Source organism: Ornithinimicrobium kibberense (assembly GCF_006519705.1).
Lineage (GTDB): Bacteria > Actinomycetota > Actinomycetes > Actinomycetales > Dermatophilaceae > Ornithinicoccus > Ornithinicoccus kibberensis.
Genome location: NZ_VFXM01000002.1, coordinates 128,168 through 155,119, shown reverse-complemented (window position 1 = coordinate 155,119; position 26,952 = coordinate 128,168). Strand labels below are relative to the sequence as shown.

Sequence of the window (26,952 nt, the reverse complement as noted above, 5' to 3'; positions counted from 1 at the left end):
TGGGTCCTCAGGACGCGAGCGCGTCGACCTCGACCACGTCGGCGGGCGCCGTCGTCTCCGGGTCCGGGTCGTCGGGCCGGAGCCGCGCGGTCAGCAGGTGGGCGACCGGGCCGGGATCGTCGAGCCGGACCAGGCTGTGCCGGGCCCCGACGGACCAGCGCAGGCTGTCGCCCACGTCCCGGACCAGCCCGCCGCGGCGCTCGGTGCGGGCCCGCCGCAGGTCGCCGACCAGCCACTGGTAGCGGACCCCCACCCGGCCGTCCGGCAGCGGTGGCACCGGCCGGTCCAGCGCTCCTCGGACCCAGGCGTCCAGCAGCCCGGGGCGGGCCCCCTCCGCGAGCGCCACCGACCCGAACGGGCGACCGTTGAGGTCGATCAGCCGGGGCGTCCCGTCCTTCCCGGTGAGGAACTGCAGCTCCACGAGCCCGACCCAGCCGATCCGGCGCAGCAGCTCCTCGCTGAGCCGGGCGAGCTCGGGGTCCACCGGCACCGTGACCGCGCGGGCCGAGGCACCGTGCGGCGTCGGCCACAGCCGGGGTGCGACCTGCTGCACGCGCCCCAGGAGCCGCCCCTGGTGCATCACCCCGACGAGTGCGCCGAGCCGCCCCCGGACCGGCACCTGCAGGACCGGGTCGTCCCCGTGCGCGCGGATCCGGGCGAGCTGGCCGGCCAGGGCGTCGAGGTCGCCGCACACCTCGGCCTCGACCCGGTGACGCCGGGTCGTCCCCGGACGCCAGTGGGTGCGTGACTTGACCACCACTGGCAGCGGGACACCGGCCAGGTCGGCGTCCTCCCCCGGCAGCCAGGTGCGGGGCGCGTCCAGCCCGACGGCGTGGGCGTCCTCCGTCAGCCCCAGCTTGTCCAGCGCCCGCTCGACCACCTCGGGAGGAGGTGCGGCGACCGGGACGGGCAGCCGGTCGGCCACGTGGGACAGGGCCGCCATCCAGTCGTCGCCGGCCCCGACGACGAGGTCGTAGCCCCCGGCCTCCACCACCGCGGTCACCACCCGGACGAACTCCTCCAGCGTCCCCCGGACACGGGGGACGACGTGCGTGGCCGACACCGCCCGGGAGGCCCCCACGAATCCCCCCGAGACCCGGGGGGTGCCCGCCCCCACGCGCCAGCCGTGGCGACGCAGCGCCCGGGCGACCGTGACCGCCGCCCGGTCCCGCACGTGCGCCAGGACCAGCACTGCTCCTGGCGAGGGGGACATGCCGCCCAACCTAACAACCGGCCGGGCCACGATCCTGCCCATCCGCCCCGGTGTCGCCGCGGCACGGACGGCCCTGAGGAAGGGGTAGCGGCCGCGGTCCTCCCCCCGCTACGGTGGCAGGGCTGCCGCCCGCGCGCGCACGACGCAGTCCCCTCCACCGCCGGAGCGGAGACCGGGCGGACTGTTCGCCGTCCGGCGCGACCGGGCGGTCTCGGGGACCGACGACCTGGCGCCCGCGGAGCGGGCTCCAGCGCCGACCACCATCTCCTTGACCGACCGTGCCGACGGCACGCGCCGCAGGCCAGGCGGTCAGGACCGTCCGGGGTCGATCACGCTGCTGCGCGACCCCTGCTCGAAGGGAGCTCCTCCCATGGTTCATGCTCTGCGCACCACGGTCGCCGTCGCGGCCGCGGTCGCCCTCGTCCCGGCCGTCGCCCACGCGGGCGTCGACCCCGTCAGCTACGACGACGCCCTCGACCCGGGCTCGTCGGTCACCGTGACCAAGACGGTCACGACACCGGAGATCGCCCCCATGCCCGACATCGTGCTGCTCGTCGACCGGACCGGCAGCATGGGCGGGGCGATCGGCAACGTCAAGGCCAACATGAACGCGATCGTCGCGGCCGTCGAGGCACAGGCCCCGGAGGCGCAGTGGGCGGTCGCCAGCTACTGCGACGTCGGGGAGCCGAACCCGTTCCTGCTGCACACGGACCTGACCGACGACCCGGGCTCGGCCACGAGCGCGGTCGACGGGATCACGCTGTGCAACGGAGGCGACGGACCCGAGGACCAGCTCAACGCCCTCCACCAGATCGGCGCCGGCGGTGAGGCGGTCGCCTTCCGCGAGGACTCCTCGCGCATCGTCGTCTGGTTCGGCGACGCGCCGGGGCACGACCCCAGCCTGGGCGTCACCGAGACGGCCGCCACCACGTCGCTGACGGACGTCGGCGCCAAGGTGCTGGCCGTCAGCGTCGGCGCGAACCAGCTCGACGCCTCCGGCCAGGCCACCCGCATCACCACGGCCACGGGCGGCGCCCTCTACTCCGGGGTCGGCGCCGGCGACCTGTCCGCGACCATCCTCGCGGGGCTGACCAACCTCCCGGTCGGGGTCGGGGCGAGCGCCACCTGCGACCCGGGGCTCGAGGTCACGCTCGACCCCGCGACGAGGACCGTCAACAGCGGCGAGGACGCGGTCTTCACCGAGACGATCACGGTCGCCGCGGACGCCGAGGAGGGCGCCACCCTGTCCTGCGAGGTCGGCTTCACCCTGGACGGCCAGCCGGCCGGCGAGGGCTGGACCCAGACGGTGACGATCGAGGTCAACGACGTCACGGCACCGGTCGTCAGCTGCGAGCAGGGACCGAACCCCGCCGGCCGGACCCCGGCCTCGGACAACCCCGACGGCTTCTACCGGATCACCGTCGGCGACAACGTCGACGACGCCCCGCTGGTCACGGTGGAGGACACCGGGTCGGACGCGTCCTTCGGGCCGTACGCCACCGGCACGACGATCAAGCTCACCCAGGCCCCCGGGGCCACGCCGTCCGACCGGGCCTTCCGCGGCGAGGTCGACCGGCAGATCCGGCTGAAGGGGGACGCCCTGATCGTGGCCACGGACGCCGCCGGCAACACCGCGACGGCGACCTGCGAGGTCCCGCCGACGCCGTGACGCACGGCTGAGCCACCCCTTGACGCGGGGCCGGAACCGCCCGCCCCGGCCCCGCGTCATACCCCTGTCACCGTCGACCACGGACCGCAGGAGGCTGCCGTGCCCGCATCCACCGCACTCCGACGGGTGGGCCTGCCGCTCACCGCCGTCGTCGCCCTCGCCGCCTGCGCACCGGCCCCGTCCGAGCCGGACCCGGTCCGCCCGGGGTCCACCGGCACCTCCACGCCCGCCCCGTGGGACGAGGGGGCCGCCCGGGCCGCGGTCACGGCCCTGCCGGCCGGCTACCTGGCCCCGTTCGACGACTGTTCCCAGCTGCTGACCTACTACCAGGCCAACGCCCTGGAGCTGGTCACCCCCTACGGGCTGGGGGGCGGCGGGTGGCACTTCGGCGCGGACGACTCCGTGGCGATGGAGGACTCCGCCGCCGCGGGCGACGCCGGTGCGGCCGCCGGCGGCGACGGCGGGGCGCAGGCGCCGGCGCACTCGAGCACCAACGTGCAGGAGGAGGGTGTCGACGAGGCCGACGTCGTCAAGACCGACGGCCGCGTCCTGGTCACGACGACCGGTGGGCAGGTGCGGGTGGTCGACCTCGCCGCCGAGGAGGTCGTGGCCCGGATCGCCCTTCCCGGCCGGCGCGACCAGGCCTCCCCCCGCGAGCTCCTCCTGGACGGCACCACCCTCGTGGTCCTCGGGGAGGAGTGGGCCTCGCCGCAGCCCGTCGACGGGCTGCGCGTGGCCTACCCGCCCAGCCGCACCCTCGTCATGACCGTCGACCTGTCCGACCCCGCCGACCCCCAGGTGGTGGGCACCGTCCGGGTCGAGGGGTCCTACCGCGCCGCCCGGATGGTCGACGGCACCGTGCGGCTCGTCCTCGTCACCGACCCTCCGGGGGTGCGGCAGACCCAGCCCGACTCGGGCAGCCTCCGGGCCGAGGACGAGGCCGAGGAGCGCAACCGCGAGCTGATCCGCTCCACGACCATCGAGGACTGGGTGCCGCACCGCCAGGAGCTGGACGCCGACGGGCGGGTCGTGGGCACCGAACCGCTCCTGGAGTGCTCGCAGATCTCCCGGCCGCGCGACCCGGCCGGACTGTCGACGATGTCGGTGCTGACCTTCGACCCGGCCTCCGGGCAGGTCACCCCCACCTCCGGCGCCGGGCTGGTGGCCAGCGGCAGCACCGTCTACGCCTCCCCCGACCGGCTCGTCGTCGGCACCAGCGCCTGGGACGCCTGGCAGTGGGCGGCCACGAGCATGCCGTGGCCGCAGGACCGGCCGACGCGCACGGACCTGCACACCTTCGACATCTCCGACCCGGACGCCACCGCCTACGTCGCCTCCGGCAGCGTCGACGGGCACCTGCTCAACCAGTGGGCCCTCGACGAGCAGGACGGCGTCCTGCGGGTGGCCACCACCGTCGACCCGCCCGGCCGCTCCCAGGTCTCCAGCTCCTCCCTCGTCGTCCTCGCCGAGGAGGGCGAGGAGCTGGTGGAGACCGGCCGGCTGGACGGCCTGGGCGAGACCGAGCAGATCTACGCGGTGCGCTACCTGGACGCCGACCTGGCCGCGGTCGTCACCTTCCGGCAGACCGACCCGCTCTACCTCGTGGACACCTCCGACCCCGCCGCGCCGACCCTCGCCGGCGAGCTGAAGATCCCGGGCTACTCGGCCTACCTGCACCCGGTGGGCGAGGGCTGGCTCCTCGGCGTGGGGCAGGACGCCGACGAGCGGACCGGGCAGACGAAGGGCCTGCAGGCCTCGCTCTTCGACGTGCGCGACGTCAACGCGCCCGTGCGCACCGAGGTGCTGACCTGGCCGGAGAGCTACTCCCCCGTCGAGTGGGACCACCGGGCCTTCACCCTCTGGCCGGCCACCGGGCAGGCCTTCCTGCCGGCGATGACCTGGGGCACGGTCTCCTCCGAGGACGGCGAGGCTGTCCAGGACGGACCCAGCTTCGCCGGTGTCCTGGCCCTCGACGTCGGCCCCGGGACCCTGGCGGAGGCCGGACGGGCCCGGACCATGGGCGAGGAGCGCTGGGGCGACGCCCCCTCCCGCACGATCGTCGTGGGGGACGACCTGTGGGCCCTCGACCACGAGGGGCTGTCGCGGTTCGACCTGCAGACCCTCGAGGGCGGCTGGGCGGTCGACCTGCCCTGAGAGGGACCTGCGGCGCAGGGCCGGAAGATCGGCAGGAACCCGCGTCCCGCGGCCCCGCCACCGGCCGTCCTGCCCCGCGGAGTGGCGTGGGCCGAAGCGAAACCCCTTGAGAAGCACTTCTCGTCGAGGATCCTGCGTCCAGGGGAGTCCAGAACACGACGGGAACGAATTGACTTCGGTGACGCGGCGCTGCTAGACATCTCCCATGACCACCGACCGTCGCCGAATGCGCAGCTGCTGAGCCTCCCCCTCGCAGCCTGCGCCCCCGTGCGCGACCGTCGGCGCCCCCGGTGCCCCACGGCATACCTCCACCGCTGCCGAGGCGGGCTCAGCAGAGTGAACTCCCTCCCTCACCCTGCACCCCCACCGCCCGGAAGGCACCGATCCCCCATGAGCACCAGCACCCCCCGCGCCCAGTCGTTCGAGACCCGCCAGATCCACGCCGGCCAGACCCCCGACGCCGCGACCGGCGCCCGGGCCCTGCCGATCTACCAGACCACCTCCTACGTCTTCGACGACGCCGACCAGGCGGCGAACCGGTTCGCCCTCGCCGAGCTCGGCCCCATCTACACCCGGATCACCAACCCGACCCAGGAGGTCGTGGAGAACCGCATCGCCGACCTCGAGGGCGGCGTGGGCGGGCTGCTCGTGGCCTCCGGCTCCTCGGCGATCACCCTGGCGATCCTCAACCTGGCCGGCGCCGGCGACCACGTCGTGGCCAGCCCGCAGCTCTACGGCGGGACCCAGAACCTGTTCGCGCACACCCTGCCCCGGCTGGGCATCGAGGTGAGCTTCGTCGACGACCCGACCGACCCGGAGCGCTGGCGGGCCGCGGCGCGCCCGGAGACCAAGGCGTTCTTCGGCGAGACGATCGCCAACCCCAGCAGCGAGGTGCTCGACATCCGGGCGGTGGCCGACGTCGCCCACGAGGTCGGGGTCCCGCTGATCGTGGACAACACCATCGCCACGCCCTACCTGTGCCGGCCGATCGAGCACGGGGCCGACGTCGTCGTCCACTCGGCCACCAAGTACCTCGGCGGGCACGGCACCTCCATCGCCGGGGTGATCGTCGACGCCGGCCGGTTCGACTACGGCCAGGGCGACCGCTTCCCCGGCTTCACCGAGCCCGACCCGTCCTACAACGGGCTCGTCTACGCCGAGACGCTCGGCGCCGACGGGATCTTCGGGGTCAACCTCTCGTTCATCCTCAAGGCCCGGGTCCAGCTGCTCCGCGACCTGGGCCCGGCGGTCGCCCCCTTCAACGCCTTCCTCATCGGGCAGGGCGTGGAGACGCTGTCGCTGCGGCTCGAGCGGCACGTGGCCAACGCGCGGCAGGTCGCCACCTGGCTGGCCGCGCACGAGCAGGTCGAGCGGGTGCACTACGCCGGCCTGCCGGACCACCCCTCGCACGAGCTGGCCCAGCGCTACCTGCCCCAGGGCGCCGGGGCGGTCCTCGCCTTCGAGATCACCGGCGGCGCGGAGGCCGGGCGGGCGTTCGTCTCGGCGCTGCAGCTGCACAGCCACGTGGCCAACATCGGCGACGTGCGCTCCCTCGTCATCCACCCCGCCTCCACCACCCACAGCCAGCTGTCGGAGGAGGCGCAGCGGGCCGCCGGCGTCACCCCCGGCCTCGTCCGGCTCGCGGTCGGCATCGAGGGCATCGAGGACATCCTGGCCGACCTGGGGACCGGGTTCGAGGCGGCCGCCCGGGTCGCCGGCACCGCCGCCACCGAGGCGGCCTGAGCCGTGGCCCCCGGCCGCCGCACGCAGCCCGTCGGCGACCTGACGCTGGAGTCCGGCCAGGTCCTCGAGGGCGTGCGGGTGACCTACCAGACCTGGGGCCGGCTCAACGAGGCCGAGGACAACGCCGTGCTGGTCCTGCACGCGCTGACCGGCGACAGCCACGTCGTCGGTCCGCGCGGGCCGGACCAGCCGACCGAGGGGTGGTGGCCCGGCCTGGTCGGGCCGGGCTGCCCGGTCGACTCCGACGAGTGGTTCGTCGTCGCCCCGGCCGTCCTCGGCGGCTGCGGCGGCACGACGGGGCCCGCGTCGGCGGCTCCCGACGGCCGGCCCTACGGGTCCTGCTTCCCCCGGATCACCGTCCGCGACCAGGTCCGCGCGGAGGCGCTGCTGGCCGACGCGCTCGGCATCCGCAGCTTCGCCCTCGTCGTCGGCGGCTCGGTCGGCGGGATGCGCGCGCTCGAGTGGGCGGTCACCCTCCCGGGCCGGGTCAGACGGTGCGTCGTGCTCGCCGCCGGTGCCGCGGCCACCGCCGACCAGATCGCCTGGTCGGTGCCCCAGCAGCACGCCGTCCGGCTCGACCCGGCCTTCCACGGGGGTGACTACTACCCCGGTCCCGGGCCGCGGCAGGGGCTGGCGATCGCCCGCCAGATCGCGCACGCCACCTACCGCTCCGCCGAGGAGCTCGCGCTGCGCTTCGGGCGCGACGGCCAGGCCGGGGAGGACCCCCTGCGCGGGGGCAGGTATGCCGTGCAGTCCTACCTGGAGCACCACGGCGCCAAGCTCGTGCGCCGGTTCGACGCGAACGCCTACCTCGTGCTGACCGAGGCGATGAACTCCCACGACGTGGGGCGCGACCGGGGCGGGGTGGACGCCGCGCTGCGCCGGATCACCGCCGAGCTGACGGTCGCCGTCGTCTCCAGCGACCGGCTGTTCACCCCCGCCGACGGGGCCGTGGTCGCCCGCTCGCCCGCCTGCCGCGAGCTGGCCACGATCGACTCGCCCTACGGGCACGACGCGTTCCTCGTGGAGACCGACCAGGTCTTCGCGATCGTCGCCCGGGCGCTGCGCGGCGACCCGGTGCCGGAGGAGAACCGCCCCCGCGGCCCCGCCGCGACGGCGACCGGACCGGCCACCCCGGCGTTGGTGGCCGGACCGAGCCTGTGGTGACGGTGGGGGCTGGCAGACTGCTGCGGTGACCAGCCGCGCCGACCGCCTCCTCGTGGCGCTGGCGCTGTCGTCCGGCCCCCTGGTCTCCCTCGGCCTGGCCCGGTTCGCCTACGCCCTGCTGCTGCCGGAGATGTCGGCCGAGCTGGGCTGGACCTGGTCTCAGGCGGGAGCGCTCAACACCGCCAACGCCGCCGGCTACCTCGCCGGCGCCCTCGTCGCCGCGCCGACCGCCCGGGCGCTGGGCACCGGCCGGGCGTTCCTGCTGGGGTCGGCGCTCTGCACCGCGGCCCTGCTCCTGACGGCGCTGACCGGCACCTACGGCGTGCTGCTGCTCGCCCGCGCGGCCGCCGGGGTCGGCGGGGCCTGGGCGTTCGTCCTCGGCGCGGCGCTCGTCGCCGCTGCCGGTGCCGAGGGCACGCCACGCCGGGCGGCGCTGATGCTGGGGCTCTACTACGGCGGCGCGGGCGGTGGGATGACCCTGGCCGGGCTGCTCGTGCCGTGGGTCCTGGACCGTGCGCCCGGGTCGGCCGTGGACGTGCCCGGGGCGGGCGGGCTGGTCGGCTGGCAGCTGGGGTGGGTGGCCCTGGCCGCCCTCGGGGCCCTCGCCACGGTCGTGGCGGCCGGTGCGCTGCGGTCGACGGCCGACCCCGCCCCGCCCTCGGCGGAGCACCGCCGGTGGGACCGGGGGCGGATCGGGTGGCTCTCGGGCGGCTACACCTTCTTCGGGCTGGGCTACATCGCCTACCTGACGTTCGTCGTCGCGTTCCTCCAGGAGCAGGGCGTGGGGCTGGCGACGGTGGCCGCGTTCTGGGTCGTCGTCGGGCTGGCGGCGTCGGCGGGCTGGTTCGCCTGGGGGCCGCTCATCGGGCGGCTGGGCGGGTCCCGGGCGATGACCGTGCTGATGACCGTGCTCGCCCTGGGCACCGTCCTGCCGGTCGTCGTCGCGCAGACGTGGGCGTTCTTCGTGTCCGGCGTCGTCGTGGGCGGCACCTTCCTGTCGGTGGTGACGGCGATGACGGTCGGGGTGCGCCGGGTGCTGCCCGCCGGGCTGTGGACCTCGGGGCTGGCCTTCGCGACCGCGGCGTTCGGCGCCGGGCAGACGGTCGGCCCCTGGCTCACCGGCTGGTTCTCCGACCGGCTCGACAGCCTCGGCGCCGGGCTGGTCCTGTCCGCCGCGCTGCTGGTGGCGGGGGCCCTGCTCGTCCTTCCCCAGCGCGAGCCGGGAACCGCCCGGGGCGGCCCCGCGTCGGACCCCTAGACTGGCACCCCGGGAGGGAAAGGAGACCACATGGACTGGCTGCGGGACACGCAGTGGCTGTGGTGGCTCGGTGCGGCGCTGGCGTTCGGCGTCGTGGAGATGACCACGCTCGACCTGCTCTTCCTCATGCTGGCGCTGGGTGCCCTCGTGGCCGCCGTCGTCGCCGGCGCGGGGCTGCCCATCCTCGTCCAGGTGCTCGTCTTCGTCGGGGCCGCCGCCCTGTTCGTGCTCGCCCTGCGCCCCATGGCGCTGAAGTACCTGCGGCTGGAGGGCAAGGGCGCCGTCATCGGCGTCGAGGGCAACGTCGGCCACCCGGCCACCGTCGAGCAGACGGTGACCGACCGGGCCGGCCTGGTCAAGCTGCGCGGCGAGACCTGGACCGCGCGGGCCGAGCTGGCCGGGCAGACCTTCGCGCCCGGCGACGTGGTGACCGTGGTCCGCATCGACGGCGCCACCGCGGTCGTCGCCGCGGCCACCCCCGAGGACAAGCCGCTGGAGCCTCCCCCGCAGGACTGAGGCCAGCACCCCCTTCCCGCCGACCTCTCAAGGAGCACTCATGCCAGACCCCGTCAGCATCATCGTGTGGGCGGTCGTCGCCCTGCTCGTGCTGTTCACGATCGTGGCGATCGCCCGCGCGATCCGGATCGTCCCCCAGGCCACCGCCGTCATCGTGGAGCGGCTGGGCAAGTACGACCGCACCCTCGACGCCGGACTGCACTTCCTGGTGCCGTTCATCGACCGGCCGCGCTCGGTGGTCGACCTGCGCGAGCAGGTGGTCAGCTTCCCGCCGCAGCCGGTGATCACCAGCGACAACCTCGTCGTCTCGATCGACACCGTCATCTACTTCCAGCCCACCGACCCCAAGGCGGCGACCTACGAGATCGCCAACTACATCCAGGGCATCGAGCAGCTGACCGTCACCACGCTGCGCAACGTCATCGGCTCCCTCGACCTGGAGCAGACGCTGACCAGCCGCGACATGATCAACGGCCAGCTGCGCGGAGTCCTCGACGAGGCCACCGGCCGGTGGGGCATCCGCGTCAACCGCGTCGAGCTCAAGGCCATCGACCCGCCCGCCTCCGTGCAGGACTCGATGGAGAAGCAGATGCGCGCCGAGCGCGACCGCCGCGCCGCGATCCTCAACGCCGAGGGCGTCAAGCAGAGCCAGATCCTCACCGCCGAGGGTGAGAAGCAGGCCCAGATCCTGCGCGCCGAGGGCACCGCCCAGTCGGCGATCCTGGAGTCCCAGGGTGAGGCCCGCGCGATCCTGCAGGTCTTCGACGCCATCCACAAGGGCAACCCCGACAGCAAGCTGCTGGCCTACCAGTACCTGCAGATGCTGCCGCAGATCGCCCAGGGCGAGTCCAACAAGATGTGGGTCGTGCCGAGCGAGCTCACCTCCGCGCTGGCCGGGATCGGCGACGCGCTCGGCGGGGGCGAGCGCTCGCGTGGCTCCAACTACCTGGACGCCCCGTCCTCCCAGCTGCGGCCGGACGCCGGCGACACCGGGCTGGACGACCTGGACGCCCCCACCCTGGAGGACCCGCGCGAGGCGCTGCGCCGGGCCCGCGAGGAGGCCGAGGGGGCCACCCGGCACGCCGAGGGGGCGACCAAGCAGCGGTCCGGCAAGGAGGCCGAGGCCGCCGTGGCCGAGGCCGCCCGCAAGGCCAGGGCCGCCCAGCAGCGACGCGCCGACCAGGACTCCCCCGAGCTGGGCACGCTGCCGCAGCAGGAGCAGGTCGTCCCCGACGTCCCGGGGCAGCCTGACCCCGCACGGGCGGAGCAGCCTGAGCAGGGCGCCCACCGGGACCAGCCCGGCGCGCACTCCTGGGAGCGCCCCGAGGGCGAGCGCAAGCCCTGGGACCAGAGCCAGCAGGACTGAGCCGACCGCGGCTCCGTGCCGCTGCACCACCCCGGACGGGGCCGTGACCGAGCAGGTCGCGGCCCCGTCCTCGGGTTGAGGCCGGGGCCGCGGCAGGCCAGGGTGGGGACATGCGGATCACCGACACCAGCGACCTGTGGTGGAAGAACGCCATCGTCTACTCGATGGACGTGGAGACCTTCTACGACGCGAACGGCGACGGGGTGGGCGACATCCAGGGGCTGGCCCGCCGGATCGACTACCTGGCGGACCTGGGCATCACCTGCCTGTGGCTGATGCCGTTCTACCCCAGCCCGGACCGGGACGACGGCTACGACGTCATGGACTACTACGGCGTCGACGAGCGGCTGGGCAACCACGGCCAGTTCGTCGAGCTGGTCCGGCTCGCGCACGACCGCGGGATCAAGGTCATCGCCGACCTGGTCATCAACCACACCAGCGACCAGCACCCGTGGTTCAAGGCCTCCCGCAAGGAGAAGGACCCGGAGAAGAACTACTACCGCGACTTCTACGTCTGGCGGTCCGACGACCCGGGCGACACCTCCGACCAGGTCGTCTTCCCCGACGAGGAGGACTCGATCTGGGAGCTGGACGAGCGGACCGGGGAGTACTACCTGCACCACTTCTACAAGCACCAGCCCGACCTCAACCTGGACCACCCGGCCGTGGTCGACGAGATCATGCGCACGGTCGGCTTCTGGCTGCAGCTGGGGCTGGACGGCTTCCGGGTGGACGGCGTGCCCTTCTTCGAGCAGTCCGCCGAGGCGACCGGCTCCCCGGAGTACGTGGTCGACCCCCACCGGTTCATGAAGCAGCTGCGCGACTTCCTCTCCCGGCGCAACGGTTCGGCCATGATGCTGGGCGAGGTCAACCTGAGCAGGGAGGAGCAGCTGCGCTTCTTCGGCGGGGACGCCGCCGACGAGATGCACATGCAGTTCGACTTCATCACCATGCAGCGCACCTACCTGGCACTGGCCCGGCAGGACGCCCGCCCGCTCGTCGAGGCCCTGCACGGACGTCCGCCGATCCACCGCACCTGCCAGTGGGCCACCTTCCTGCGCAACCACGACGAGCTGACCCTGGACAAGCTCACCGAGGAGGAGCGCCAGGAGGTCTTCGCCGCGTTCGGCCCCGAGGAGCGCATGCAGGTCTACGACCGGGGGCTCAAGCGTCGGCTGCCGCCGATGATGGGCGGCGACCCGCGGCGGGTCCGGATGGCCTACTCCCTGATGTTCTCCCTGCCCGGCTCCCCCTCCCTCTACTTCGGGGAGGAGATCGGCATGGGCGAGGACCTCGAGGCCGAGGGCCGGATGGCGGTGCGCAGCCCGATGCAGTGGAGCCCCGGGAAGAACGGGGGGTTCTCCACGGCCAGGCCCTCCCGGCTCGTCCAGCGGGTGGTCCCCGGCCCCTACGGGCCCGAGCACGTCAACGTGCTCACCCAGCAGCACGACCCGGACTCGCTGCTGTCCTGGATCCGTGGTCTCATCGACATCCGCAAGGCCTGCCCCGAGGTGGGCTGGGGCGAGCTGACCGTCCTGGAGCACGACGCCGGCCCCCAGGTGCTGGCGCACCGCCTCGACATCGACGCCTCCGCTGTCCTGGCGGTGCACAACCTGGGCGCCGAGCCGGTCACCGTGGAGGTGGACGTCGACGGGCCGATCGCCGACCCGCACCTGACCGACCTGCTCTCCCACGAGACGCTGGAGGTCGAGCAGGGCGGGACGCTCACGGTCCAGCTCGACGGCTACGGCGTGCGCTGGGTGCGGCTGCGGCCGCAGGGTCAGCTGTCCATCCCGTGACCGGCCCCCGCCGGCCCTCCCCCACCCCGCCCCCGGAAGGACGCGCATGACCAGGATCGGCTTCCACGCCTCGCACGAGCAGATCAGCCCCCGTCAGCTGCTGGCCGACGTCCAGCACGCCGAGCGCGCCGGTTTCCAGATGGCCATGTGCTCGGACCACCTCTTCCCGTGGAGCGCCCGGCAGGGGCACTCGGGGTATGCCTGGTCCTGGCTGGGCGCGGCCCTGGCCACCACCGAGCTTCCCCTGGGGTGCGTGTCCGCCCCCGGCCAGCGCTACCACCCGGCCGTGCACGCCCAGAAGATCGCCACCCTGGGCCAGATGTTCCCCGGGCGCTTCTGGGTGGCCCTCGGCAGCGGCGAGAACGTCAACGAGCACGTCACCGGCGAGGCGTGGCCGCGCAAGGATCAGCGCGTCCTCCGGCTGGAGGAGAGCGTGGACGTCATCCGGCGGCTGCTCGCCGGCGAGGAGGTCTCGCACGAGGGGCGGATCACCGTGGACCGCGCCCGGGTGTGGGAGCGGGCCGACCCCGCCCCCCTGCTCGTCGGCCCGGCCGTCTCGGTGGAGTCGGCCGCGCGCGTCGCCGGGTGGGCCGACGGCCTGGTGACGATCAACCAGCCTTTCGCGACGCTGCGCGAGCTGCTCGCCGCCTACCGCGACGCCGGTGGGCGGGGGCGGACGTCCCTGCAGGTCCACCTCTCCTGGGCGCCCACCCAGGAGGACGCCGAGCGGATCGCCGTCGAGCAGTGGCGCTCCAACGTCTTCTCCGAGCCGGTGAACTGGGACACCGCCACCACCGAGGGCTTCGACGTCGCCTCCGAGCACGTCGGGGTGGACGTGGTCCGGGAGGGGGTGCGCATCTCCAGCGACCTGGGGCAGCACCGGGAGTGGCTGGCCGAGTACGCCGAGCTGGGGTTCGACGACCTCTACCTGCACCACGTGGGGCAGGAGCAGGCAGCCTTCGTCGACGCCTTCGCCGAGGAGGTCCTGCCGGCGCTGCGCTGAGGACCGGGGGCCGGCCCGGTCGCCCTCAGCGCATCCGACGCAGGACGACCGACTCCCACCCGGGCAGCGTGCCGTCGGCGAGCACGGACCGGGCCGCCTCCGGGGAGGTCGGCACCAGCACCTCGGCGTCGGCCCAGCCCTGCACCAGCTCGGGGGGCAGGACGACCTCCTCCCGGGTGAAGGCCGCGAGCACGAGCAGCTCGGTGCCCTCGTGCCGGCGGGCGTAGGCCCACAGGTCCGGGTGGTCCGTCGCCAGCGGCTCCACGTCGCCGTGGGCCACGGCGGTCTCGGTGTGCCGCAGCCGGATCAGGTCCCGGTAGTGCTCCAGCACCGACCCCTCCACGCCCACCTGGGACTCGACGTTGATCTCGGTGTGGTTGTCCGCCACCGCGATCCACGGCTCTCCCGTGGTGAAGCCCGCGTGCGTCCCGGCCGTCCACTGCACCGGGGTGCGGGCGTTGTCGCGGCTCTTGGCCGACAGCCCCGGCAGAACTTCCTCGACCGTCCGCCCGGTGGCGGTCTGCTCCCGCAGGTAGTTCACCGACTCGATGTCGCGGAACTGCTCCGGGGAGGTGAAGCCCACGTTGGTCATCCCGATCTCCTCGCCCTGGTAGACGTAGGGCGTCCCCCGCATGAGGTGCAGCACCGTCGCCAGCGTCCGCGCCGAGCGGGAACGCCATACCGCGTCGTCGTCGCCGAAGCGGGACACCACGCGCGGCTGGTCGTGGTTGTCCCAGTAGAGGCTGTTCCAGCCCACGTCGGCGAGCCCGGTCTGCCAGGCCATGAGGTTCTCCCGCAGCCGGGGCATGGACAGCGGGGCCACGTCGAACTTGCCCCCCGGCCCCGCGTCGAGGTCGACGTGCTCGAACTGGAAGACCATGTCGACCTCGCGCCGGGCCGGGTCGGTGAACAGCCGCGCCTGGTCGACGGTGACGCCGGGCATCTCGCCGACGGTGAGGAAGGCGTGCGGGTGGTCGGCGAAGACCTCGCGGTGCATCTCCTGCAGGTGCTCGTGGACCTTCGGCCGGGTGGCCACCATGGAGAACGCGTCGCCCCACAGGCCGTCCTGCGGCACCGGTCCGTCGGGGTAGCCCTCGGGCTTGTCGATGAGGTTGATGACGTCCATCCGGAAGCCGTCGACGCCCCGGTCCAGCCACCAGCGCATCATCGCGTGGACCGCCTGCCGGACCTGCGGGTTCTCCCAGTTGAGGTCGGGCTGCTTGCGGCTGAACAGGTGCAGGTAGTACTCCCCCGAGGCCTCGTCCCACTCCCACGCGGAGCCGGAGAAGAAGGACCCCCAGTTGCTCGGCTCCGCCCCCGGCTGCCCGCCGACGTGGCCCGGCCGCGGCGGCGCCCAGTGGTACCAGTCGCGTCGCGGCGAGTCCGTGGACGAGCGGCTCTCCAGGAACCAGTCGTGCTCGTCGCTGGTGTGGTTGACGACGAGGTCCATGACGACCCGCAGCCCCCGCTGGTGGGCGGCGGCGATCAGCTCGTCGAGGTCCGCGAGCGTGCCGAACACCGGGTCGACGTCCTGGTAGTCGCTGATGTCGTAGCCGTTGTCGTCCTGCGGCGAGCGGTAGACGGGCGAGAGCCAGACGACGTCCACCCCCAGGTCGGCCAGGTGGTCGAGCCGGCCGATGATCCCCCTGAGGTCGCCCACGCCGTCGCCGTCGCTGTCGGCGAAGCTGCGGGGGTAGATCTGGTAGACGACGGCGCTCTTCCACCAGTCGCGGGGCAGGTCCTGGGTCATCACGCACCCCAGGGTATGGGGTGGCTCAGCCGGGTGCGCGCCCCAGCATCGCGACCAGCCGGTCGAGCGGGGCGTCCGAGGCGGCCGGCACCGGCGGCGCGAAGAGTCCCTCCAGCCCGCCGGCGGCCACCCGCGGCTCCTCGTAGGCACGGGCCTCCGCCACCGCCTCGGCCGCCGGCGTGTACGGCTGGCCGGTCGCCACCGCGAGGTCCCAGCCGTGCACGACGAGGTCGACGAGCATCTGGGCGGCGTACTCGGTCACCGGGAGGGCCCCGGCCGACACCTCCACGGTCCGCGCCGGGTCCTCGACGTCGGCCCAGGCCAGCAGGGAGGAGGTGACCGCCGAGCGCCACGCCCCGACCGGGTCCTCCCCCAGCACGTCGCCGTCGTAGGCGTCACCGACGTCGGCCGGGCTCTCCCCGGCGAGCAGTCGCGGGGCCCACAGGTGCTCGGCCGTGAGGTGGTTCACGAGCGTCCGCACGTCCCAGCCCTCGCACGGCGTCGGGGCGTCCCACCGCCCGGCGGGCACCCCCTCGACGAGGTCGGTGACGGCGGCGGCCGCAGAGGGCAGCACCTGGAGCACGCGCGGGCTGGTCGGTCCGTCCATGGCCCCAGCGTCGCACGGGCACGTCCTACGCTGGCGGCCATGTGGATCCGTCGCTGCCGCCCGTGGGGCGGCCAGGTGTCTGACGTCCGGGTCGAGGGCGAGCTGGTCGCCGAGGTGGTGCCCGGGGGCGCGGGGGAGGGACCGGCCGGGGAGGAGGAGGTCGACGGCCGGGGACGGCTGCTGCTGCCGGCCTTCGCCGACGTGCACGTACACCTGGACTCCACCCGCCTCGGGCTGCCGTTCCGCCCGCACACCGGCGGCCCGGGGGTGTGGACGATGATGCTGAACGACCGCCGCCACTGGCGGGACGCCGAGGCCGGGATCGTCGAGCGGGTGGCGCACACGCTCGGGCTGATGGTGGCCCGCGGGACGACCCGGGTGCGGTCCTTCGCCCAGGTCGACGTCGACGCCGGGCTCGAGCGGCTCGAGGCCGTGCTCGCGGCCCGGGAGACGCACCGGGACCGCGTGGAGGTGCAGGTCGTCGCCTTCCCGCAGGCGGGGCTGCTGCGCGAGGAGGGGTCGGTGCAGGTGCTCGAGGACGCGCTGCGGGCCGGGGCCGACGTCGTCGGCGGCATCGACCCGTGCAGCCTCGACCGGGACCCGGTGCGCCACCTCGACCTCGTCTTCGGCCTCGCCGAGCGGCACGGCCTGCCGGTCGACGTCCACCTGCACGAGCCCGGCGAGCTGGGCCGCTTCTCGGCCGACCTGATCCTGGAGCGGACGGTGGCGCTGGGGATGCAGGGCCAGGTGCTGGTCTCCCACGGCTACGGGCTGTGGGACGGCACCGAGAGCCAGACCCGCGCGCTGGTCGAGCGGCTCGTCGAGGCCGACGTCGCGACGGCGACCGTGGCGCCCGGCGGACGGGCGAACCTGCCCCTGGAGCAGTTCGCCGAGCACGGCGTCCGGGTCGGCCTGGGCGAGGACGGGCAGCGCGACTACTGGTCGCCCTACGGCAACGCCGACATGCTCGACCGCACCTGGCAGCTGGCCTTCACGCACGGCTTCCGCCGGGACGAGCTCGTCGAGCACTGCCTGGCCGTGGCCACCCGGGGCGGGGCCTCGATCGTGGACCGGGCCCTGCCGCGGCTCACGGGTGTGTCCGACCGGCCCGGGCTGACCGTCGGCGACCGGGCCGACCTCGTGCTCCTCGACGGGGAGACGCCGACCTCCGCCGTGATGGACCGGGGCACCGACCGGACCGTCCTGCACCGCGGCCGGGTCGTGGCCGAGGCGCTCGAGCTGGTCTGACCGGACCTACTGCAGGTGGGCCAGGACCACCCGCACGGCCCGCTCCACCGGCAGGGCGACGTCGACGAGGACGCCGCGCTCGTCCGGCTCGAGCAGCTCGAGGGTGTCCAGCTGGGACTCCAGGAGGGTGGGCGGCATGAAGTGCTCACGGCTCTCCATCCGCTCGAGCAGGATCCCCTTGTCGCCGTGCATGTGGACGAAGTAGGTCCCCGCTCCCCCGTTGCGCAGCAGGTCGCGGTAGCTGCGCTTCAACGACGAGCAGGACAGGACCGTCGACTCCCCGCGCTCGTCCCGCTCCCGGGTCCAGTCCGCCAGCGTCCGCAGCCAGGGCCACCGGTCCTCGTCCATCAGCGGCCGGCCGCTGGCCATCTTCTCCACGTTGGCGCGGGGGTGGTACTCGTCCCCCTCCGCGAACTCCCACCCGAGACGCTCGTGGAGCGCCCGGGCGATGGTGCTCTTCCCGCACCCGGAGACGCCCATGACGACGACGTGGACGGGGACGTCGGGCACGGGCTCGAGGAGCGGGGTCATGACGGTCACCGTAACGAAGGGTCTGGCCCGACGGCAGCGGGTTGCCGCCAGTTGTCCGCCCGGGGCCCGGCCCCGGCGCGGGTCCGCTCAGCCGAGCTCGTCGACGACCCGGGCCACGAGCGCGGCCTGGGCGTCGACGGCATACCGCGGCAGGGCGTGCCCCGCCTGCTCCGCCAGGACGGAGAGCTCGGTGCAGCCCAGGAGGACCGTGTCGGCCTCCCCGCGGAGCCGCCCGACGAGCTCGAGGAAGTGCCCGGTCGGGACGTGGACCCCGGCCTTGACCCCCTGGTAGATCATCGCCATGACCGCCCGCTGGCCGTCCTCGTCCGGCAGCAGCGGCTCGGCGCCCAGGTCGGCCAGCGCGTCCTGGTAGACCCGGCTCAGCACGGTCCCGTCGGTGGCCAGCACCAGCACGCGAGGTCGGGCCGCGCCCTGCGCGCGGGCCCGGTCGACGGCGGCCCCGGCGCCGACGCGCACGAGCGAGAGGAGCGGCAGCGGCAGCTCCGCGGGCAGGAAGGCGTGCGAGGTGTTGCACGCGATCACCGCGCAGGTGGCGCCGAGCCGCGCCAGCAGCTCCAGGTCCCCCACGAGGTATGGCGTGGGGTCGGGCAGGTCGGGGTCGAGCAGCCGGGCGGTGCGGTCGGGGGTGGAGGCGTGACCGAGCACGACGGTGTCGATGTGGTCCTGGTCGCGCCCGGCGGGCGTGGCCCGCACGAGCGCGTCGAGGAAGGCGACGGTGGCGGCCGGCCCCATCCCGCCGAGGACCCCGAGCACCGGCCGGTCCCAGGTGGGCGGCAGCAGCCGGTCGTCGGCGGTCACGAGGTCACCGGCCTGCGGTAGTACCGGGCGAAGCTGCGCGCGTAGAGCAGGTCGTTCTTCAGCTGGGCCAGGCGCCGGTCCCGCCCGCGGTCGGGCCCGTAGACGAACGGCCGCACGACCCGCCCGGTGCGCCGGATGCGGGCGAGCCGCTCGCGGGTCCCCGGGTCGGTGACGTAGCGGCGCAGCAGCGGGACGGGCACGATCGAGTAGAGCCAGTCGTCGGTCTCCGGGCCGGTCTCCAGACCGTCGTAGGGGTCCAGCCCCTCGACGTGCTCGCGCACCCAGGGCGTGGCGACCGGGTGGCCGGCCGCGGTGAGGTAGCCGTGCGAGCGGCCCAGGCGGGGGTTGAGCTCGAAGAAGTGCTCGCGGCCGTCGCGCGGGTCGACCTTGATGTCGAAGTTGGCCCAGCCGGTCCACCCCACGTGCTCCAGCAGCCGGGTGGCGTCGGCCATCGCCGTCGCGCTGGCCCCGTGGACGACCGCCAGCGGGTTGCCGATCATCCCCGGGTCGTGGTCCTCCAGCAGCACGTGCCCCATCCGGCCCCAGCGGACCCGGCCGGACCGGTCGGAGTAGGTGGTCAGCACGCGCATCTGCTCGTCGCCGCCGGGGACCCGCTCCTGGACGACGAGGGCGCCGGCGTAGCCTGCGCCGGTCATGACGCGCCGCAGCGCGAGCAGCTCCTCGACCCCGTCGGCGTAGCCGACCTTCTGCTTGCCCGCGTAGAGCAGCCCGTGGAAGGCGGGCGAGTCGGCCGGCTTGACGACGAGCGGCGCGCGCAGGTCGGCCAGCAGCGCGGGCACCCCGGACTCGGGCACGTCGGGGTCGAGGACGACCGTGCGCGGATGGGTGACCCCGACCTCGGCGCACACCTGGGCGAAGCGCTCCTTGTCGCTGAGCGCTTCGATGAGCGGCAGCTCGGGGTAGGGCACCACGACCCGCTCGTCGAAGCGGTCCCGCAGCGAGACGATCCGCTCGACCCACCAGTCCATCGTCCCCATGAGCATGACCCGGCGGCCGGGGTGGGCGTCGGCCACCCGGTGCACCGCGGCCACCACCTCGTCGAGGTCGTCGAGCCCGGGCACGACCTCGTCGTCGATGATCGCCGAGCCCCGCACCGGGGCCGGCACGCCCCGGGTCATCACCGTCGTGCGCACCCCGAGCTCGCCGTGGAAGGCCCGGGCGAGGGTGTAGGTCGCCAGCTCGCCCCCGATGACCACGGGCACGAACGGGACGGTCGGGGGGTGCGGGGGCATGCGGGAAAAGTACCAGCCGGGGCCGTGCCGGCCGCTGGTCGTCATGGCGTCGCGGACCCCTCGTCCGCCCAGCTGCGGACCCGGCTGTCCTCGTCGACGACGGCGGCGCCGCCGGTGAGCCCGGCGAGCAGGCCGGGCAGCTCGTCGGCCCGGTCGACCGGCACCTGCACGCGCAGCCGCACCTGCTCGGCATACCCGACCGAGGGGACCGTGACGCCCCGCGCGCGCAGGTCGTGCTCGAGGCGGCCGGCCAGGTCGTGCCCGACCACGACGTCGACCTCCTCGACCTGCACCCGGGTGAGCACCCGGGCCTGCGCGACGGCCTCGCGGACCGCTCCCGAGTAGGCCCGGACCAGTCCCCCGCCCCCCAGCAGCGTCCCGCCGAACCACCGGGTGACGACGGCCACGACCTCGGTCAGCCCCGACCCGGTGAGCACCTCGAGCATCGGCGCCCCGGCGGTGCCGGCCGGCTCCCCGTCGTCGTTGCTGCGCACGGTCGCCCCGGCCGGCCCCAGCACGAACGCGGAGCAGTGGTGGCGGGCGTCCCAGAAGGTGCGGCGGGCCTCCTCGACGACCGCGCGGGCCCGGTCCTCGTCCTGGGCGCGGCGCAGCCAGCAGGTGAAGACCGACCGGCGGTCCTCGACCGTCGCCTCGGCCGCGGCGGCCACGGTGCGGTAGGAGGTGGGACCCATCCGGGCAGGGTATGCGCTCCGGCGTCCGACGGGGCGTCGGAGTCGGCCTACAGTGGAGGGGTGCTCAGGTTCCTGCGTCCCCTGCTCCTCGTCCTGCTCACCGGGCTGCTCCTGGCCCCCGGCACCGCCTCCGCGCACGACCAGCTGGTCGGGACCGACCCCGAGGACGGGGCGGTGCTGGCGCAGGCCCCCGGCTCGCTGACCTTCACCTTCTCCGGCGAGGTGGCGGTCATCGGCGCGCAGGTGGCGGTCACCGGCGGCCAGGGGGGCGACTACCTCGTGGGCGAACCGGTCGTGGACGGTCAGGACGTGGTCCAGGAGGTCGCCGGGATGGAGGAGGGGACCTACCAGGTGGCCTGGCGGGTCACCAGCTCCGACGGCCACCCGATCTCCGGCACGCTGGGCTTCACCGTCGGCGAGGGGGCCGACCAGGGCGCGGCCCAGGAGCAGGGCACGGCCCAGGAGCAGGACGCGACCGACGACGCTGCCCAGGACGAGGAGGCCGGGTCGCCCGTGGCGCAGGGGGTGGACACCGGGCTGCCCGGCTGGGTCTGGGTCGTCCTGGGCCTGGCGGTGGTCGGGCTGGGCGCCATCCTCGTGCACACCTGGACCCGCAACCGGCGCGGCTGAGCAGCCCCGGCCCGGGCGATGCGGGTCGTGAGCCCCGTCTCATGTAACCTTGGCCCCACGAACATTCGCACTCCCGGACCGGCTGCGCGACCAGGTTGATCAGCCAGCGGTGCCGCTCCGGACGACACGACACGAGGGGGTCACGCCATGGGGCGCGGCCGAGCCAAGGCAAAGCAGATCAAGGTCGCCCGGAAGCTGAAGTACTCGGCTCCCAGCACCGACCTCACCGCCCTGGAGCGAGAGCTCCGCAGCGCGCGAGGTGAGTTTCCCGACGACAGCGACCACGTGGACGCCGAGGAGGAGGACGACGAGGACCCCTACGCGGCCTACGTCGACGACACCGACGACGACGAGGACGACGCCTGGGCCCCGGGAGACCCCGACCCGAGGTGATCGTCCCCGTCCGGGCGTCCGGGTGGTGAGGTGACCCACCCGCTCGCCCAGCTCTGGACCAGGTACCGCCAGTACCGCGCACGCGTGGTGCTGGCGTTCCTGCTGTCCACGGTGCGCAAGGTCATGGACGTCATGCCCGAGCTGCTCATCGGCGCGGCCATCGACGTCGTCGTGCGCGGCAGCGACTCCTTCGTCGCCGACCTGCTCGGGGTCGCCGACCGGCGCGAGCAGCTCGTCTGGCTCGCGGTCGTCAACGCGGTCGTGTGGGTCCTGGAGTCGCTCTTCGACTACCTGGCCGCGCTGACCTGGCGCAACCTGGCCCAGCAGGTGGAGCACGACCTGCGGCTGGAGGCGTACGGGCACGTGCAGGGCCTGGACATGGCCTGGCACGAGTCGCGGCCCACCGGCGGGACCCTCGCCGTGGTCAACGACGACGTCAACCAGCTCGAGCGCTTCCTCGACGCCGGCGTGGACAAGCTGTGGACGCTGGCCCTCAACATCGTCCTGGTCGGGGCCGTCTTCGCGGCGAGCAGCTGGACGCTGACCCTGCTGGCGTTCCTGCCCATCCCGGTCATCGTGGCCGGGTCGCTGTGGTTCCAGCGTCACCTGGTCCCCCGCTACGCCGTGGTCCGGGCCGCCGTCTCCCGCATCAGCGGGCTGGTCTCGGCCAACCTCGGCGGGATGGCGACGATCAAGTCGTTCACCGCCGAGGACCGCGAGCTGTCGCGGGTGCGCGAGGTGTCCGAGGCCTACCGGCTGGCCAACGCCGACGCCATCCGGGCCTCGGCGGCGTTCGTGCCGCTCATCCGCATGGCCATCCTGGTCGGGTTCACCACCACCCTGCTCATGGGCGGCTGGATGGCCCTCGACGGCACCCTGGAGGTCGGCCTCTACTCGGTGCTCGTCTTCATGACCCAGCGGCTGCTGTGGCCGCTGACCTCGGTCGGCGAGGTGCTCGACCTCTACCAGCGGGCGATGGCCTCCGTCCGCCGGATCCTGGCCCTGCTCGACGAGGAGCCGCTGACCGTCGAGGGGGACCGCACGCTGCCGCGGGTGCGCGGGCAGCTGGAGCTGGTCGACGTCCGGGCCGGTTACGCCGACGGGCCGGACGTCCTGCACGGGGTCTCGATGGAGGTGCCGGCCGGGCAGGTGCACGCGGTGGTCGGCGCGACCGGCGCGGGCAAGTCCACCCTCCTGCGACTGCTCCTGCGCTTCGCCGACCCCCGGTCGGGCCAGGTGCTGCTCGACGGCACCGACCTGCGCGAGCTGACCTGGGAGTCGCTGCGCGGCCGGATCGGCTACGTCGCCCAGGACGTGTTCCTCTTCGAGGGCACGATCGCCGACAACATCGCCTACGGCCGACCGGAGGCCTCCCGCGAGGAGGTCCGGCGGGCCGCGGAGCAGGCAGCCGCCCACGAGTTCGTCACCGGCACGCCCCTGGGCTACGACACCCTCGTGGGTGAGCGGGGCGTGACCCTGTCCGGCGGCCAGCGCCAACGGCTGGCCCTGGCCCGGGCCATCCTGCGGGACCCGGCCGTCCTGGTCCTGGACGAGGCCACCTCGGCCGTGGACAACGAGACCGAGGCGGCGATCCAGCGCTCGCTGGCCGAGGTCAGCCAGGGTCGGACGACGATCATGGTGGCCCACCGGCTCTCGACGGTGCGGCACGCCGACCGGATCTGGGTGCTGGAGGCCGGGCGGGTCGTGGAGGCCGGGACCCACGACGAGCTGGTCTCGCGCCCGGGGCCCTACGCGGACCTGTGGGCGGTGCAGACCGGAGTGCTCGCGGACGGGGTGGGCTGAGCCGCGCGCACGGCATACCCTGGATCCTTGGCGACGACGGGGAGGACCGGACGGGATGGCGCAGCGAGCACGGCACGAGGCCAGGTGGACGGCCGACGACGCCGTCGTCAAGGGCAAGGTGCGGCGCAACCGCCTCTGGGTGGTCCTGCTCCTCTTCGGTCTCGTCGGCGTGCTCTCGACGTGGGCCTACACCCGGCTGCTGAACTTCCAGGACCTGCAGGTGCAGCTGCGGGTGTGCCAGGAGCCGCTGGGCGAGGACGCCACGGGTGCCGACGTCACGGCGGCCGGGTGCGTCCCGACCGACGTCACCGACGAACGGGTGCGGCTGTGGCACCAGTCCAGCCCGCGCGACCCCGCCTCCGCCGAGGGCCCGACGTGGCTGTTCGAGGACGTGCCGATCGACACGGTGGCCAACGCCGTGCAGGTGGACCTGGCCGACCCGGCCCGCAGCGTGGTGCTCTTCGACCACGAGGAGGGCGGCGTGCGCACCGCCCTGACGCCCGACGCCGCCGACACCCGGTGGACCGGGACCGTCGGCACCCGGGGACCGACCAGCTACTGGCTGCTGGTGACGCCGGCCCAGGCCGGGTAGTCCCCGACCATCTGCACCGCTCCCCCGTCGACGCCCTTGGCACCCTGCACGACGGGCGCCCCGTAGGTCGACGCGGTGCTGGGATCGCCGACCGCCCCCACCACCCAGGGCTCCGTGCCGTGCGCCCGCAGGATCTCCTGGGCGCGCGCGACACCCTCCGGCGCGACGACGGCGACGAAGCCGACGCCCATGTTGAGCGTCTGCTCCAGGTCTGCCAGCGGCACCCGGCCCAGCTCCTGCACCAGGCGGAAGACGGGAGGCGGTGACCAGACCCGCTCGACGGTGGCCAGGGTGTCCCTGGGCAGCACCCGGGCCAGGTTGGCGGCCAGCCCGCCGCCGGTGACGTGCGACAGCGCGTGCAGCCCTACGTCGGCCCGGACCACCTCGAGCAGCGCCCGGGTGTAGATCCGCGTGGGCTCCAGGGCCTCCTCGCCGATCGTGCGGCCGAGCTCGTCGACGTGCCGGTCCCAGCCCCACCCGGCGGCCGCGACGACCCGGCGGACGAGGGAGTAGCCGTTGGAGTGCAGCCCCGAGGACGGCAGCGCCAGGACGACGTCGCCCCGCTCCACCCGGTGCGGGCCCAGGACCAGGTCGTGCTCGACGACCCCGGTGGCGGCGCCGGCGACGTCGTACTCGTCCGGCTCCAGCAGCCCGGGGTGCTCGGCGGTCTCGCCGCCGACGAGGGCCACGCCGGCGAGCTCGCAGCCGCGGGCGATGCCGGAGACGATCGCGGCGATCCGCTCGGGCACGACCTTGCCGCAGGCGACGTAGTCGGTCATGAACAGCGGCTCGGCCCCGCTGACGACGATGTCGTCGACGACCATGCCGACGAGGTCCTGGCCGATGGTGTCGTGCACGCCCATCGCCTGGGCGACGGCGACCTTGGTGCCGACGCCGTCGGTCGAGGTGGCCAGCACCGGGCGGCGCATGCCCTTGAGCGCGGAGGCGTCGAACATCCCCGCGAAGCCGCCGAGCCCGCCGAGCACCTCCGGCCGCTGGGCCCGGCGGACGGAGTCCTTCATCAGCTCCACCGCGCGGTCCCCGGCGTGGACGTCCACGCCTGCGCTGGCATAGGTGATCGGCTGGTCGGTCATCGGATCCTCCGGACGGGTCGGTACGGCGCGGCTCGGGTCAGGGACGACGCACGGCGTCGGAGCCGCCCAGGGCCGCGGACGGGGCGACCCCCTCGACGTCGAGCGTGCCCACGTCGGTCGGGTCGGCCCCCTCGCGGACGGGGACCTGCAGCTCGAGCACGTCCTTGCCCAGCTGGTCCTCGGCGGGCAGCTCGATGGGGTAGCTGCCGCTGAAGCAGGCGGTGCACAGGGCGGACGGGTCCTGCTCGGTCGCCGCGACCATGCTGTCCTCGCTGATGTAGCCCAGCGAGTCGGCCCCGATGGAGGCCCGGATCGAGTCGGTGTCCAGGCCGGTGGCGATCAGCTCGGCGCGGGTGGCGAAGTCGATGCCGTAGAAGCACGGCCAGCGCACCGGCGGGGAGGAGATGCGCACGTGCACCTCGGCGGCGCCGGCCTCGCGGAGCATCCGCACGAGGGCCCGCTGGGTGTTGCCGCGCACGATCGAGTCGTCGACGACGACGAGCCGCTTGCCCTTGATGACGTCGCGCAGCGGGTTGAGCTTGAGCCGGATGCCGAGCTGGCGGATCGTCTGGCTGGGGGCGATGAAGGTGCGGCCGACGTAGGCGTTCTTGACCAGCCCGTGGCCGAAGGGGATACCGGAGGCCTCGGCGTAGCCGATCGCCGCCGGCGTGCCCGACTCCGGGGTCGGCATGACCAGGTCGGCCTCGACGGGGTGCTCCCCCGCGAGCCGGCGGCCCATCTCCACCCGGGCGTCGTAGACCTCCCGCCCCGCGATCGTGGTGTCCGGCCGGGCCAGGTAGACCCACTCGAAGACGCACCGCTTGGGGGCGGCGGGGGCGAAGCGCTGCGAGCGCAGGCCGTTCTCGTCGACCGCGACGAGCTCGCCCGGCTCCACCTCGCGGACGACCGAGGCGCCGACGATGTCCAGGGCCGCGGTCTCGGAGGCCACCACCCAGCCCCGCTCGAGACGACCGAGGACGAGGGGACGGACCCCCTGCGGGTCGCGGGCGGCATACAGGGTGGTCTCGTCGCAGAAGACCAGGCTGAACGCGCCCCGCAGCTGGGGCAGGACCCGCATCGCCGCCTCCTCCAGCGGCAGGTCGGCGTCGGCCGTGAGCAGGCCGGTGACGATGGCCGTGTCCGTGGTGTTGCCGCGCCCGACCTCCCCGGGGGAGGTGCGCAGGTCGCCGCCGTGCGACTCGGCGAGCAGGTCGCGCAGGGCCGCGGTGTTGATGAGGTTGCCGTTGTGGGTGAGGGCGACCGTGTGGTCGGCGGTGCCGCCCAGGGTGGGCTGGGCGTTCTCCCACGAGTTGCGGCCGGTGGTGGAGTAGCGGCAGTGGCCGACGGCCAGGTGGCCCTGCAGGGAGGCGAGCGCCGACTCGTCGAAGACCTGGCTGACCAGCCCGACGTCCTTGTAGACGACCAGCCGCTGCCCGTCGCTGGTGGCGATGCCGGCCGCCTCCTGGCCGCGGTGCTGGAGGGCGTAGAGGCCGAAGTAGGCGAGCTTGGCGACCTCCTCGCCGGGGGCCCACACCCCGAACACCCCGCAGGCGTCCTGGGGCAGGCGCTCCCCGGGCAGCAGGTCGTGCGAGAGCCGTCCGTCAGCGCGTGCCACGTCCCCGATCATCCCACAGGGGCCATGAGGGGTATCC

General features: G+C 74.2%; 23 protein-coding genes. 14 read left to right on the top strand and 9 right to left on the bottom strand.

What is annotated here, in order from left to right; all coding sequences use genetic code 11:
- Positions 1-7: 7 nt before the first annotated feature.
- Positions 8-1,213: an ATP-grasp domain-containing protein gene (locus tag FJR00_RS02200; protein ID WP_141337276.1), complete on the bottom strand. Its 1,206-nt coding sequence runs from the start codon at positions 1,211-1,213 to the stop codon at positions 8-10.
- A gap of 370 nt (positions 1,214-1,583) precedes the next feature.
- Here FJR00_RS02200 and FJR00_RS02195 point away from each other — a divergent pair, with 370 nt between their 5' ends.
- From FJR00_RS02195 to FJR00_RS02155, 9 genes are all read left to right on the top strand, one after another.
- The gene (locus FJR00_RS02195) at positions 1,584-2,882 is read left to right on the top strand and encodes a vWA domain-containing protein (protein ID WP_141337275.1); all 1,299 of its coding nucleotides are present in this window, start codon (positions 1,584-1,586) and stop codon (positions 2,880-2,882) included.
- Between the two features lie 99 nt (positions 2,883-2,981).
- A complete protein-coding gene (locus tag FJR00_RS02190) occupies positions 2,982-5,036 on the top strand; it encodes a beta-propeller domain-containing protein (protein WP_141337274.1) in 2,055 nt (684 codons plus the stop codon).
- Between the two features lie 390 nt (positions 5,037-5,426).
- Positions 5,427-6,779, top strand: a complete 1,353-nt coding sequence (locus FJR00_RS02185) for a bifunctional o-acetylhomoserine/o-acetylserine sulfhydrylase (protein WP_141337273.1) — start codon at positions 5,427-5,429, stop codon at positions 6,777-6,779.
- A gap of 3 nt (positions 6,780-6,782) precedes the next feature.
- A complete protein-coding gene (gene metX / locus FJR00_RS02180) occupies positions 6,783-7,946 on the top strand; it encodes a homoserine O-acetyltransferase MetX (protein ID WP_141337272.1) in 1,164 nt (387 codons plus the stop codon).
- A gap of 25 nt (positions 7,947-7,971) precedes the next feature.
- On the top strand, positions 7,972-9,204 hold the full coding sequence (locus tag FJR00_RS02175) for a YbfB/YjiJ family MFS transporter (RefSeq protein ID WP_141337271.1): 1,233 nt from the start codon (positions 7,972-7,974) through the stop codon (positions 9,202-9,204).
- A 30-nt stretch (positions 9,205-9,234) separates the two neighbouring features.
- Entirely contained in the window at positions 9,235-9,720 is a 486-nt protein-coding gene (locus FJR00_RS02170) for an NfeD family protein (RefSeq protein WP_075956732.1), read from the top strand.
- A 40-nt stretch (positions 9,721-9,760) separates the two neighbouring features.
- The gene (locus tag FJR00_RS02165) at positions 9,761-11,086 is read left to right on the top strand and encodes an SPFH domain-containing protein (RefSeq protein ID WP_141337270.1); all 1,326 of its coding nucleotides are present in this window, start codon (positions 9,761-9,763) and stop codon (positions 11,084-11,086) included.
- A gap of 110 nt (positions 11,087-11,196) precedes the next feature.
- Positions 11,197-12,885, top strand: coding sequence for an alpha-amylase family protein (locus FJR00_RS02160; RefSeq protein WP_141337269.1), 1,689 nt, complete (start codon positions 11,197-11,199; stop codon positions 12,883-12,885).
- Positions 12,886-12,931: 46 nt separating this feature from the next.
- Positions 12,932-13,888 (top strand): TIGR03885 family FMN-dependent LLM class oxidoreductase, encoded by a 957-nt coding sequence (locus FJR00_RS02155; RefSeq protein WP_141337268.1) that lies wholly within the window; start codon positions 12,932-12,934, stop codon positions 13,886-13,888.
- Positions 13,889-13,913: 25 nt separating this feature from the next.
- Here the strand turns inward: FJR00_RS02155 and FJR00_RS02150 are convergent, their stop codons facing one another.
- Positions 13,914-15,638 (bottom strand): alpha-glucosidase, encoded by a 1,725-nt coding sequence (locus FJR00_RS02150; protein WP_181409470.1) that lies wholly within the window; start codon positions 15,636-15,638, stop codon positions 13,914-13,916.
- 25 nt (positions 15,639-15,663) lie between these two features.
- A complete protein-coding gene (locus tag FJR00_RS02145) occupies positions 15,664-16,245 on the bottom strand; it encodes a TIGR03086 family metal-binding protein (RefSeq protein WP_141337267.1) in 582 nt (193 codons plus the stop codon).
- Positions 16,246-16,284: 39 nt separating this feature from the next.
- Between FJR00_RS02145 and FJR00_RS02140 the strand changes: the two genes are divergently transcribed.
- Positions 16,285-17,493: an amidohydrolase family protein gene (locus FJR00_RS02140; protein WP_141337266.1), complete on the top strand. Its 1,209-nt coding sequence runs from the start codon at positions 16,285-16,287 to the stop codon at positions 17,491-17,493.
- Between the two features lie 6 nt (positions 17,494-17,499).
- On the opposite strand, the gene FJR00_RS02135 is transcribed toward FJR00_RS02140, so the two are convergent.
- The 4 genes from FJR00_RS02135 to FJR00_RS02120 form a co-directional block, all read right to left on the bottom strand.
- Positions 17,500-18,024, bottom strand: a complete 525-nt coding sequence (locus FJR00_RS02135) for a gluconokinase (RefSeq protein WP_141337265.1) — start codon at positions 18,022-18,024, stop codon at positions 17,500-17,502.
- 87 nt (positions 18,025-18,111) lie between these two features.
- The gene (locus FJR00_RS02130) at positions 18,112-18,843 is read right to left on the bottom strand and encodes an aspartate/glutamate racemase family protein (protein ID WP_141337264.1); all 732 of its coding nucleotides are present in this window, start codon (positions 18,841-18,843) and stop codon (positions 18,112-18,114) included.
- Complete coding sequence (locus FJR00_RS02125) at positions 18,840-20,096, bottom strand: carboxylate--amine ligase (RefSeq protein WP_141337263.1); 1,257 nt, start codon at positions 20,094-20,096, stop codon at positions 18,840-18,842. The genes FJR00_RS02130 and FJR00_RS02125 overlap by 4 nt, the downstream gene beginning before the upstream one ends.
- 41 nt (positions 20,097-20,137) lie before the next feature.
- Entirely contained in the window at positions 20,138-20,788 is a 651-nt protein-coding gene (locus FJR00_RS02120; RefSeq protein ID WP_141337262.1) for an IMPACT family protein, read from the bottom strand.
- A 60-nt stretch (positions 20,789-20,848) separates the two neighbouring features.
- Between FJR00_RS02120 and FJR00_RS02115 the strand changes: the two genes are divergently transcribed.
- The 4 genes from FJR00_RS02115 (at position 20,849) to FJR00_RS02100 (ending at position 24,206) form a co-directional block, all read left to right on the top strand.
- Positions 20,849-21,418, top strand: coding sequence for a copper resistance CopC family protein (locus tag FJR00_RS02115; protein ID WP_181409458.1), 570 nt, complete (start codon positions 20,849-20,851; stop codon positions 21,416-21,418).
- A 147-nt stretch (positions 21,419-21,565) separates the two neighbouring features.
- Positions 21,566-21,811 (top strand): DUF3073 domain-containing protein, encoded by a 246-nt coding sequence (locus FJR00_RS02110; protein WP_075956739.1) that lies wholly within the window; start codon positions 21,566-21,568, stop codon positions 21,809-21,811.
- Positions 21,812-21,841: 30 nt separating this feature from the next.
- Positions 21,842-23,614 (top strand): ABC transporter ATP-binding protein, encoded by a 1,773-nt coding sequence (locus tag FJR00_RS02105; RefSeq protein WP_075956740.1) that lies wholly within the window; start codon positions 21,842-21,844, stop codon positions 23,612-23,614.
- Positions 23,615-23,669: 55 nt separating this feature from the next.
- On the top strand, positions 23,670-24,206 hold the full coding sequence (locus FJR00_RS02100; RefSeq protein ID WP_141337260.1) for a hypothetical protein: 537 nt from the start codon (positions 23,670-23,672) through the stop codon (positions 24,204-24,206).
- Here FJR00_RS02100 and purM read toward each other — a convergent pair.
- Complete coding sequence (purM, locus tag FJR00_RS02095; RefSeq protein WP_141337259.1) at positions 24,170-25,300, bottom strand: phosphoribosylformylglycinamidine cyclo-ligase; 1,131 nt, start codon at positions 25,298-25,300, stop codon at positions 24,170-24,172. The genes FJR00_RS02100 and purM overlap by 37 nt on opposite strands.
- Positions 25,301-25,337: 37 nt before the next feature.
- Positions 25,338-26,927 carry an amidophosphoribosyltransferase gene (purF, locus tag FJR00_RS02090; RefSeq protein WP_141337258.1) on the bottom strand — a complete coding sequence of 530 codons (1,590 nt, stop codon included), beginning with the start codon at positions 26,925-26,927 and terminating at the stop codon, positions 25,338-25,340.
- Positions 26,928-26,952 lie beyond the last annotated feature (25 nt).